This is a genomic window from Ruegeria sp. BG5 (assembly GCF_056538425.1).
This window is the reverse complement of sequence record NZ_JBQFTC010000001.1, coordinates 1,653,353-1,664,923: the sequence shown is the minus strand read 5'-3', so window position 1 is coordinate 1,664,923 and position 11,571 is coordinate 1,653,353. Positions and strand designations below refer to the sequence as shown.

The window sequence follows — 11,571 nt, the reverse complement described above, 5'->3', positions numbered from 1 at the left end:
GTCGAAATACCCCAACGCCCAATTGACCGAACCGTTCATGTCCGACGCTGCCGAGTTTTTTCCCGATCCGCCCGACCAGAAATCACCGCCCGCGTGGCGCGCGGGCTCTTTGGCTGTTGTAGCGCTTGTTCTGACCTTGGCGCCGATTTCCGGTCTTTTATCCTCGGACTGGATGTATGGCTTGTGGGCGTCGGGTGGGTCCTTGCTGGTCGTCGTGCTGGGCGTCGTTGCAAAGACGATGCTGGCAAATCGCTCGGCGCAACAGATGGCGTCGGTCATGGCCGCCTTTGCGCAGCAAGACTCGTGTCCATGCCTGATCGCGAACGCGCATGGCGACATCCTTATCGCGAACGCACAGGCCCAAAAAAGGTTTCAAGCCGATCCGGGTGCAGGCCTGGCCAGATGTTTGCGATCGGTCTTTGCCAATCCCGCCGCGATTCTGCTGCGCCTTCAATCGCAGGCGCAGGCTCAGGGGCGCGCGCATGAGGATATTGTCACCCATGACGCAACCATCCCGGTTTCTGTTTTCGGGCTTGGAAACGGCCTGTTTTGCTGGCGGTTTCATCTCAATGACGGCGGTCCGTGGACGGATCTGTCCCTGCCTGTTTTGACCGAGGGGCGAAACGGCGTGGTGCTGGACCTTAACGCCGCCGCCGAACGTCTTTTGGGATTTCGGCCCGAAAGAATGGACCAGTTTCTGCCGGATAGCCTTGGGTCCGACGGTGGAATTCGGCAACTCACAACACAAAACGGCACGACGCCTGCCGCCGTGACACAACTGTCGCGCTCGGGTATTGGGCGCAATCTGGCGCTGGTGCCTTTGGCCGAGACACCAAGCCATGGGGTCGGAACATGCTTTGCCGATCTGCCTGTTCCGATCATGTGCCTGCTGCCGGACGGAACGATTCAGGAAGCCAACCGTCTTGCGCTGAAACTGCTGGGCGGAAGCCATCTGAACCACACCAACATTAGCCACATCATGCAGGGGCTGGGCCATCCGATCCTCGAATGGTTGGAAAGGACCGCGGCTGGAGAAGACACGCAGCGGTCCGAATTCCTGCGCCTCACCCGCGATGACAAAGAGATTTTCGTGCAGGTGACGCTGAGGCGGGTGATCGATGACGGGCAGGTCTGCCTGATTGCCGTTCTGAACGACGCGACCGAGCTTAAGACCCTTGAGGCCCAGTTTGTGCAGGGACAGAAGATGCAGGCCGTCGGGCAGTTGGCCGGTGGCGTCGCGCATGATTTCAACAATTTGCTCACCGCCATCTCGGGCCATTGCGATTTGCTGTTGCTGCGCCATGACCACAATGATCCCGACTATGCCGATCTCGTCCAGATCAACCAGAACGCCAACCGCGCCGCAGCCTTGGTCAGCCAGCTTCTGGCGTTTTCGCGCAAACAAACCCTGCGACCCGAGGTTTTGGACCTGCGCGACACGATCTCGGACCTGATCCATTTGCTGAACCGGCTTGTGGGGGAAAAGGTGCAGTTGACCCTCAGCCATGATCCGGTGCTGAAACCCGTGCGTGCCGATAAACGCCAATTGGAACAGGTGCTGATGAACCTTGTGGTCAACGCCCGCGACGCTATGCCGGATGGGGGTGAGATTCGGATCGAGACCGAGGTGCTGGCCCTGACAGAACCCCTGCGCCGCGACCGTGCGAGTGTACCGCCGGGCGAATACGTGACTGTAAAGGTCAGCGACAGCGGCATCGGCATTCCCGCCGACAAACTGCAAAAGGTGTTCGAGCCGTTCTATACGACCAAACGAACGGGTGAGGGGACAGGGCTGGGCCTGTCCACCGTCTATGGCATCGTCAAGCAGACCGGCGGTTTCATCTTTGTCGACAGCGCGCCGGGGCGGGGAACCGATTTCACCGTGTTTCTGCCGGTCTGCACTTCGGCCTCGGCCCCGAAGGCGGTGGAAGAGGCACCACCGGTCGTCCAATCAGCGCGTCAGGGCGAAGGGGTTGTGCTGCTGGTGGAAGACGAAGCGCCGGTTCGCGCCTTTGCAACCCGGGCCTTGCGCCTGAAAGGCTATACGGTGCTCGAGGCGGAATCGGCCGAGGATGCCCTGCGCCTTCTGGAAGACCCTGACCTGATCGTGGACGTCTTTGTCACCGATGTGGTCATGCCGGGTATGGATGGGCCGACCTGGGTGGGCAAGGCGTTAGAATCCCGGCCTGATGCGCGGGTGGTCTTTGTGTCGGGCTACACCGAAGGTGCATTCGGAGACTCAGGGCCACAGATCGCCAACTCGACCTTCCTGCCCAAGCCGTTTTCACTAAACCAGCTAACCGAAGCCGTGCACCAGCAGCTTGCCTAAAGCGTGCGACCTTTAGCCTGAATTACCCTGCGACACGAATGGCCCGCGAGCGCCCAAGGGTATTCGCGTCTCAGATTTAAGGTTTGCTTCAAAGGGCGGCGTCATGGGCTGCGAATTCCTCGGCGTGTTTGCTGCGGAACTTTCGTTCGGTCTCGGCTAACAGGGTCAGGTCGCCCGGCGGGGATACATTCTCGCGCGGCAGAGAGATGTCCATCTGCAACCGGTCCTGCAAAAAGCTCAGGATCTTGTCCTGATGTTCGTATTTGAAGATATGGGTCGCACCGACCCCGTTGTTTCTGGTCCGAAAAAACTGGCTTTGGCTGCCCACATCCGCAAACCCGGGGCGTGGGTTCTGCATATAGGCGCGAACATACTCATCAAAGCTCAGATCGCGGGTCGAATGGGGATGGCCGATCCGATCCTCGCGGCTGCGAAAGCGGTACCAACTGCCCAGCCAGTCAATCGGTTCGCGTACGACGGCCATGATTACCATCTCGGTGTCGTACATCTTTCGATACATGTTCTGAAAAAACCGATCAAAGCGGCGCACCGGCGCGTGTTTCAACTCGGGTGGGCCGGTCACAACCAGATCGGCCCGCGCACCCAACGCGGTGTGGTAAGCCGTGCTGCCAGTCTTGGGGACAGATAAAAACGCAAGGCGTTCTTTATAGAAAACAAGCATTTATCAGCCCCGAACTGTATTTCACCATGCTGCCAGAGTGTCGTAAACGACTCTTTAACACAATTGCCCAAAAGTAAGTTCTGTAAGTTTTAGTTGAAATGTTCTCTTTTTGGTCCCATAAGGAACAAGAGGCGAACAAAGCAGCGATTGCCGCCCGGCAAAGGGTGTGACAAAAGGGAAGGCGACAGGACAATGGCGGATCTTCTGACGATGAGCGACAAGAAAAACGCGGATAAGCAAAAGGCGCTCGACAGTGCGCTGGCCCAGATCGAACGGCAGTTCGGCAAAGGCTCGATCATGAAGCTGGGCGAGGATGCCAAACAGGATATCGACGCAAGTTCGACCGGATCGCTGGGTCTGGACATCGCGCTGGGAATCGGCGGTCTGCCGATGGGCCGGATTGTCGAGATTTACGGGCCGGAAAGCTCGGGTAAAACGACGCTGACGCTGCACTGTATTGCCGAACAGCAGAAACGTGGCGGTGTCTGCGCCTTTGTCGACGCGGAACATGCGCTGGACCCGCAATATGCCCGCAAACTGGGCGTCGATCTGGATGAGTTGCTGATCTCGCAGCCCGATACCGGCGAACAGGCGCTTGAGATTACCGATACGCTGGTGCGTTCGGGGGCTGTGAACATGGTCGTGGTCGACTCGGTGGCGGCGCTGACGCCGAAATCCGAGCTTGAGGGCGACATGGGCGACAGCAACGTGGGCGTTCAGGCCCGCCTGATGAGCCAGGCGATGCGTAAGCTGACCGGCTCGATCAGTCGTTCGAACTGTATGGTGATCTTCATCAACCAGATCCGGATGAAGATCGGTGTCATGTTCGGCAGCCCGGAGACCACCACCGGTGGCAATGCGCTGAAGTTCTACAGCTCGGTCCGTCTGGACATCCGCCGCATCGGCGCGATCAAGGACCGCGACGAGGTGGTCGGCAACCAGACCCGCGTGAAGGTTGTGAAGAACAAGGTGGCACCGCCGTTCAAGCAGGTGGAATTCGACATCATGTATGGCGAAGGTATCAGCAAGATGGGTGAGTTGCTGGATCTTGGCGTCAAGGCTGGCGTGGTCGAGAAATCGGGCTCGTGGTTCAGCTATGGCGACGAACGGATCGGGCAGGGGCGCGAGAATGCCAAGCAATACCTGCGCGACAATTCCCGCATCGCGCTGGAGATTGAGGATAAGATTCGCGCGGCCCACGGTCTGGATTTCGACATGCCGCCCGGCGCTGCCGATGATGGCGACATCCTCGAAGCGTAAAGGACGCTGACGGGAACAGCAGAAATCCCCCGGCACCCCGATGGTCCTGAGAATACTGGGAACGGGGCGGTCCATCGGGGCCGCCTTGTTTCGTTTGGAACGGCTATGCTGTGGACACTCCCCGGACGCGGCGGTAAACCTGCGCAAACGAGTATGATTTCGCGCTGAGAGAGCCTGATGCCCACGCTGAACGATATCCGATCGACCTTTCTGAACTACTTCGCCAAGCAAGGGCACGAGGTGGTCGCGTCCAGCCCATTGGTGCCGCGCAACGACCCGACGCTGATGTTCGTGAACTCGGGCATGGTGCAGTTCAAGAACCTGTTCACGGGCGTTGAAACCCGCGACTACCAGCGCGCCACCACGGCGCAGAAATGTGTGCGTGCCGGCGGCAAGCACAACGATCTGGACAATGTGGGTTACACCGCGCGGCACCATACGTTTTTCGAGATGTTAGGGAATTTCTCGTTCGGCGACTACTTCAAACCCGAGGCGATTCCTTTCGCGTGGGAGCTGATCACCAAGGAATTCGGTATCGACAAGAACCGTTTGTTGACAACGGTTTATCACACCGATGATGAAGCGTTCGAGATCTGGAAAAAGGTCGGCGTGCCTGAGGATCGGATCATCCGCATCGCCACCAGTGACAATTTCTGGCAAATGGGCCCGACCGGCCCCTGTGGCCCGTGCACCGAGATTTTCTATGACCACGGCGACCACATCTGGGGCGGGCCACCGGGATCAGCCGAGGAAGATGGCGACCGGTTCATCGAAATCTGGAACATCGTTTTCATGCAGAACGAGCAGTTCGAGGACGGCTCGATGGTGGAACTCGACATGCAGTCGATTGACACCGGTATGGGGCTGGAACGGATTGGCGCGCTGCTGCAGGGCAGCCATGACAACTATGACACTGACCTGTTCAAAACGCTGATCGAGGCGTCGGCGGATGCAACTGGCGTTGATCCCTATGGCGACCAGAACGTGCACCACCGGGTGATTGCGGATCACCTGCGCTCGACCTCGTTCCTGATCGCGGATGGTGTGATCCCATCCAATGACGGGCGCGGCTACGTGCTGCGCCGGATCATGCGCCGCGCGATGCGCCATGCGCATCTGCTGGGCGCAAAAGACCCGGTTATGCACCGGCTGGTTCCGACTCTGGTGCAATTGATGGGCGCGCAATATTCCGAACTTGGACAGGCGCAGCCGCTGATCGAAGAGACTCTGCTGCTTGAGGAAACCCGTTTCAAAGAGACATTGGATCGCGGCCTGAAACTGCTGGATGATGAAGTTGCAGGCCTGCCCGAAGGTGCGGCTTTGCCCGGCGATGCGGCGTTCAAGCTGTATGACACATATGGGTTCCCGCTGGACCTGACGCAGGATGCGCTGCGCGAAAAAGGCCGAACCGTCGATACCGATGGGTTCGACGCCGCCATGGCCGAGCAAAAGGCCAAGGCCCGTGCCGCGTGGGCGGGTTCGGGCGAAGCAGCGGATCAGGCCGTTTGGTTCGACGTGCTGGACAGCGCGGGGGCCACGGACTTCCTGGGTTACGATACCGAGAAAGCCGAAGGTCAGGTTGCCGCGCTGATCGTCGATGGCGCTTTGGTCGACAAGATCGAGCAGGGCAACAGCGGCTGGGTCGTGGTGAACCAGACGCCGTTTTACGGCGAGGCCGGCGGTCAGGTTGGCGACACGGGTGAAATTCGACGGCTGGAGGAGCGCGATGATGTTTCGCGCGTCGAAGACACAAAGAAATTCGCAGACGGGAAGGTCTATGCGCACAAAGTAACCGTGGATCACGGCGCTTTGTCCAAGGGCGACGCGGTTGAGTTGGAGGTTGATCACGCGCGCCGTTCGGCGATCCGTGGCAATCACTCGGCGACGCATTTGCTGCACGAGGCCTTGCGCGAAACACTGGGTGATCACGTGGCGCAGCGTGGGTCGTTGAATGCATCCGACCGCCTGCGGTTCGATTTCAGCCACTCCAAAGCGCTGACGCTGGATGAAATCCAAAAGGTTGAACGCGAGGTGAATGATTTCATCCGCCAGAACTCGACCGTCGAGACCCGGATCATGACCCCGGATGACGCGCGGGGGCTGGGTGCGCAGGCCCTGTTTGGTGAGAAATACGGCGACGAAGTGCGCGTTGTGTCGATGGGCAAGGCGCCGACCGGTAAGGGACAGGATGGTGAGACCTGGTCGATTGAACTGTGCGGCGGTACGCATGTGCGCCAAACCGGCGACATCGGAACCTTTGTTGTTCTGGGCGACAGCGCCAGCAGCGCCGGTGTCCGGCGGATCGAAGCGCTGACCGGGGATGAGGCGTTTCGCTATCTTTCGGCGCAGGATCATCGTCTGGCCCAGATCGCGACAGAGTTGAAAGCACAGCCGGATGATGTGGTCAGCCGTGTCAAATCCTTGCTGGACGAACGCAAGGCGCTTCAAAACGAGGTCGCTCAGCTGCGCCGTGACCTGGCCATGGCTGGCGGCGCGGGGCAGGGCAACGGGGCCGAGGCGCGCGAGGTCAATGGCATCAAGTTCCTGGCCCAGGCGCTGAGCGGTGTATCGGGCAAGGACCTGCCTGCGCTGATAGACGAACACAAAGCCCGTCTTGGCTCGGGCGCGGTATTGTTGATCGCGGATGCTGGTGGCAAGGCCGCCGTTGCGGCCGGTGTGACGTCGGACCTGACCGACACGGTTTCCGCGGTGGATCTGGTGAAGGCCGCTGTTGTGGAACTGGGCGGGAAAGGCGGCGGAGGCCGTCCCGATATGGCGCAGGGCGGGGGCAAGGATGCCTCCAACGCCGACGCGGCGATCAAGGCCGCCGAACAGGTATTAGGAGCGTAACATGCCCGCACTCTGGATTTCGCACGTAACGGTGACCGACGCCGAATCATATGGAAAATACGCCGAGCTGGCCGGACCCGCGATCGCCAAACATGGCGGTGAGTTCATCGCCCGCGCCGCCCGTTACGTTCAGTTAGAAGGGAAAGAGCGGCCACGGAATGTGGTCGCCCGGTTCCCGTCCGTCGAAGCGGCGGTGGACTGTTACAATTCGGATGACTACCAAACGGCGCTGGATCACGCGCGCGATGCCAGCGAACGTGAGTTGGTGGTGGTTGAGATCACCGACTGAGAATCACCAGGCGCGGTGCGTTTTGGGCGCGTCGCGTGCAAGTGGGCCGTATGTAAGCGAAAATCAGCCAAGGCGCGGATGGCATAATTGTGGCAACAGCAGGCTCGCGAAAAGCGTGAGTTTTACTTCATAAATGTCATACACTTAAGCCTGCTCGGGCGAGTGTCCGATCAGGTTTCCCGTCACAATTGTGGCCATCTGAACCCATTTCTTGCCCGAAATGGTCAAAATAAGTGACGAATTTCCGCCCTTTTTCCCCTTCAGTTTCGACCTAGATTGCATAATCGGCCACGTTTACGGATAGTTTCTGAAAACGGAATATGGTCCGGTTTGACGACAATCGCTCGGAGAGACTTGGATCGAGGGACAGGCATGAAATCGAATGGCGGGAAATTCACGTCCATCTTAGGACGCGCTGCGGCAGGTTCGGGGCGCTTTTTGGGTGTCGTTGCCATTACTTTTGGCACGTTCTTTGGGGCAACCATTGCCAAGGCCTCGGAAGGGGCTTTCATCACCAGTGTGTCCGCGTCCCCTCCGCCAACCGGCGCACGTCAGTTGTGCCGCCAGTATGATTGGGCCTGCACCACGAAACGGTCCGGGTCCCTGACCAGCCAGCAAGAGATGCAGATTGTTCAGCGCATCAATCGCCACGTAAATGCCACCATTCGCGAAGTGACCGATCAATCGCAGTACAGAACCCGCGAACGTTGGGCGCTTCCGACCTCGCGCGGCGGCGATTGCGAGGATTTCGCCTTGTTGAAAAAGCGCGATCTGATCAACGCAGGTATCGATCCCAGAAAACTGCTGATCGCAACTGTCCTCGATAAACACCGCAATGCACATGCTGTATTGGTCTACCGTTCGGCGCAGGGGGATTTGGTTCTGGATAATCTGACCAATCGAATAAAGCCCTGGTCCGCGACCCAGTATCTGTTCCTTCGCATGCAGGATCCCAAACAACCTCGGCGTTGGGTTGGTGTCTACGGTAGCAGTTAACGTAAGACCTAGAACGCATCGCAAAAAGCCAGCGGCGATAGGTACAACCGCTGGCTTTTTTGCATTCTAACCCGAGCTTAGTTCGTGCCCTGATCACCGGCTTCAGGCGAGCCGCCGCCTTCGGTTCCACCACCTTCGGGCGAGTCACCCCCTTCGGTTCCGCCGCCTTCAGATCCACCGCCCGAGCTGGAACCACCGGAGCTCGATCCACCAGAACTGGAGCCACCTTCGGACCCACCAGAGCTGGAGCCGCCCGAACTGGAACCACCAGAGCTGGAGCCACCCTCAGAACCACCGGAGCTTGAACCGCCTGAGCTTGATCCGCCCGAGCTGGAGCCACCTTCAGAACCACCGGAACTGGAGCCACCCGAGCTTGAACCACCAGAGCTGGAGCCACCTTCGGACCCACCGGAGCTGGAGCCGCCCGAGCTCGATCCGCCGGAGCTGGAGCCACCTGAGCTTGATCCGCCGGAGCTGGAGCCACCGGAACTTGATCCGCCGGAGCTGGAGCCACCGGAACTTGATCCGCCCGAGCTTGATCCACCACTGGAACCGCCAGTAGGCGTCACGCCGCCGGAGCTTGAGCCGCCAGAGCTTGATCCACCACCGGAACTGGACCCACCTCCGGAGCTTGATCCTCCGCCAGAACTGGACCCACCGCCGTTTTCGTCAGCCGGACCGTCGCCGGAACGCTGTGACGGCGCGCCGATCGACGCTGTCGGGAAGTCGGTCAGAACTGCTGCGAACGCGGGGCAGGTCTGAAGCGTCCGGGCCAGAATATCTTCGAAATCCGAACGGCGCTGCAGATACCGCAGCATACGGGATTCAACGACGGTACAAGCACACAGGGTTTCCGTCGATACAGACTGTTTGGCGGTCCGAACTGTACATTTCCCATCAGCCAATGCGGGACCAGCCGCGAGCAAAGGAAGTGTAGCTGATGCAAAAATAACGGGTAGTAAACGAGACTTGATGCGCATGGCGCTACTCCTTGAAACTCATTACTTACTGCGTCGATCTTATGCACTATTGAAACCGTGCGTTGTATGAACGACGTCACACTTTAGTCATGAATACACCTTTCTCTGGCCGAATTTACAAGGGCCGGAACGGGTGAGTCACTTGATTTTAACTTTACTAAAAGTTGAACGGCCATGAAAAACAGGGGTTAGACCTGCCGTTACGGAAGGTCTCCCCATTTTCATCATTTTTGGGATGGATGAAAAAATGTCACACTCGTGTCATTGTTTCCAATTTCGAAATCGACCATTTGCCACAACTTAGGCGGATTTCGCCATGCGCTTGCGTTCATGGGGGTCCAGAAAGCGCTTGCGCAGACGAATGGCGTTGGGGGTTACCTCGACCAGTTCGTCATCGTCGATATAGGCAATCGCCTCTTCCAGCGAGAACTGAACATGCGGCGTCAGGCGTACTGCGTCATCAGATCCGCTGGCGCGCACGTTGGTCAGTTTCTTGCCCTTCAGAGGGTTCACCTCCAGATCGTTGTCGCGCGAATGCTCGCCGATCACCATGCCCTGATACACTTCTGCCTGAGGGCCAACAAACATGCGGCCACGCTCTTCCAGGTTCCACAGCGCGTAAGCGACGGCCTGACCTTTTTCCATCGAGATGAGAACACCAGCACGACGACCGGGGATCTGGCCTTTGTGAGCAGCCCAGTCATGGAACACCCGGTTCAGTACGCCTGTGCCGCGCGTGTCAGTCAGGAATTCGCCGTGATAACCGATCAGGCCGCGCGAGGGGACATGGGCGATAATGCGGGTTTTGCCCGCACCTGCGGGGCGCATTTCGACCAGCTCACCTTTGCGCGCGCCGGTGATTTTTTCGATCACAGCGCCTGAGTATTCGTCATCCACGTCAATGGTAACTTCTTCGACCGGTTCCAGCCGCTGACCGTTTTCTTCGCGGAACAGAACCTGCGGGCGTGAGATGCTGAGTTCGAACCCTTCACGGCGCATGTTTTCGATCAGAACGCCCATCTGCAATTCGCCCCGGCCTGCAACCTCGAACGCTTCACCTCCGGGCGTGTCGGTGATGCGGATGGCGACGTTGGATTCGGCCTCTTTCATCAGGCGGTCACGGATGACGCGGGACTGCACCTTTTTGCCGTCACGCCCGGCCAGAGGCGAGTCGTTGATGCCGAAGGTCACGGTAATGGTCGGCGGGTCGATGGGTTGGGCGGGCAGGGCCTCGTCCACTTGCGGCGAGACCAGCGAGTCGGCGACTGTCGCCTTGCTCATCCCGGCGATGGTGACGATGTCGCCTGCTTCGGCCACGTCGATGGGCTGCTGCGCCAGACCGCGGAAGGCCAGAATTTTTGATGCGCGGAAGTTTTCAATCAGCGTACCGTCGCGGCTGAGCGCCTTGAGGGTGTCACCGGCTTTCAGGGTGCCGCTTTCAACGCGCCCGGTCAGGATACGGCCAATGAACGGGTCGCTGCCCAATGTGGTAGCCAGCATGCGGAAAGGTTCGTCTTTCTTTTCGGCCTGCTTGGGGGCGGGGACGTGATCCACGATCAGGTCGAACAGGGCGGTCAGGTCCTTGCGGGGGCCGTCCAGCTCCATATCGGCCCAGCCGGACCGGCCCGAGGCATACATGGCCGGGAAATCCAGCTGATCGTCATCGGCGCCGAGGTTGGCGAACAGGTCAAAGCATTCGTCCAGCGCTCGGTCGGGCTCGGCATCCGGCTTGTCGACCTTGTTCAACACCACGATCGGACGCAGACCCAACGCAAGCGCCTTGGAGGTCACAAACTTGGTTTGCGGCATCGGACCTTCGGCGGCGTCGACCAGCAGGACCACGCCGTCCACCATGCTGAGGATCCGCTCAACCTCACCACCGAAATCCGCGTGGCCGGGGGTGTCAACGATGTTGATGCGCGTGCCCTTCCACTCGACCGAGGTGGCTTTGGCCAGAATGGTGATGCCACGCTCGCGTTCCAAATCGTTGCTGTCCATGGCACGTTCGGCCACGGCCTGGTTTTCCCGGAACGCGCCGGATTGTTTGAGCAGCTCGTCCACCAGGGTCGTCTTGCCGTGGTCCACGTGAGCGATGATTGCGATGTTGCGCAGGTCCATGAGAGGTCAGCCTTTGAACGGGAAGTTGCCGCGCGCATAACGCGGCACGCGCAAAGTTACCACCCCT

At 59.3% G+C, this 11,571-nt stretch carries 8 protein-coding genes; 5 read left to right on the top strand and 3 right to left on the bottom strand.

Annotated features, from left to right (window positions below; all coding sequences use genetic code 11):
* Positions 1-37 precede the first annotated feature (37 nt).
* A complete protein-coding gene (locus ACR0KX_RS07795; protein ID WP_170621827.1) occupies positions 38-2,329 on the top strand; it encodes an ATP-binding protein in 2,292 nt (763 codons plus the stop codon).
* Positions 2,330-2,417: 88 nt separating this feature from the next.
* Here the strand turns inward: ACR0KX_RS07795 and ACR0KX_RS07790 are convergent, their stop codons facing one another.
* Positions 2,418-3,011 carry a sulfotransferase family 2 domain-containing protein gene (locus ACR0KX_RS07790; protein ID WP_170621826.1) on the bottom strand — a complete coding sequence of 198 codons (594 nt, stop codon included), beginning with the start codon at positions 3,009-3,011 and terminating at the stop codon, positions 2,418-2,420.
* A 192-nt stretch (positions 3,012-3,203) separates the two neighbouring features.
* On the opposite strand from ACR0KX_RS07790, the gene recA reads away from it, so the two are divergent.
* From recA to ACR0KX_RS07770, 4 genes are all read left to right on the top strand, one after another.
* Positions 3,204-4,271: a recombinase RecA gene (gene recA / locus ACR0KX_RS07785; RefSeq protein ID WP_170621825.1), complete on the top strand. Its 1,068-nt coding sequence runs from the start codon at positions 3,204-3,206 to the stop codon at positions 4,269-4,271.
* A gap of 177 nt (positions 4,272-4,448) precedes the next feature.
* The gene (gene alaS, locus ACR0KX_RS07780; protein ID WP_170621824.1) at positions 4,449-7,121 is read left to right on the top strand and encodes an alanine--tRNA ligase; all 2,673 of its coding nucleotides are present in this window, start codon (positions 4,449-4,451) and stop codon (positions 7,119-7,121) included.
* A gap of 1 nt (position 7,122) precedes the next feature.
* Positions 7,123-7,410 carry a DUF1330 domain-containing protein gene (locus tag ACR0KX_RS07775; RefSeq protein WP_170450596.1) on the top strand — a complete coding sequence of 96 codons (288 nt, stop codon included), beginning with the start codon at positions 7,123-7,125 and terminating at the stop codon, positions 7,408-7,410.
* Between the two features lie 372 nt (positions 7,411-7,782).
* Complete coding sequence (locus ACR0KX_RS07770) at positions 7,783-8,406, top strand: transglutaminase-like cysteine peptidase (RefSeq protein WP_170621823.1); 624 nt, start codon at positions 7,783-7,785, stop codon at positions 8,404-8,406.
* A 77-nt stretch (positions 8,407-8,483) separates the two neighbouring features.
* Here the strand turns inward: ACR0KX_RS07770 and ACR0KX_RS07765 are convergent, their stop codons facing one another.
* Both ACR0KX_RS07765 and typA read right to left on the bottom strand, forming a co-directional pair.
* Complete coding sequence (locus ACR0KX_RS07765) at positions 8,484-9,224, bottom strand: hypothetical protein (protein WP_170621822.1); 741 nt, start codon at positions 9,222-9,224, stop codon at positions 8,484-8,486.
* A gap of 462 nt (positions 9,225-9,686) precedes the next feature.
* Positions 9,687-11,504 (bottom strand): translational GTPase TypA, encoded by a 1,818-nt coding sequence (gene typA / locus ACR0KX_RS07760; RefSeq protein ID WP_170621821.1) that lies wholly within the window; start codon positions 11,502-11,504, stop codon positions 9,687-9,689.
* Positions 11,505-11,571 lie beyond the last annotated feature (67 nt).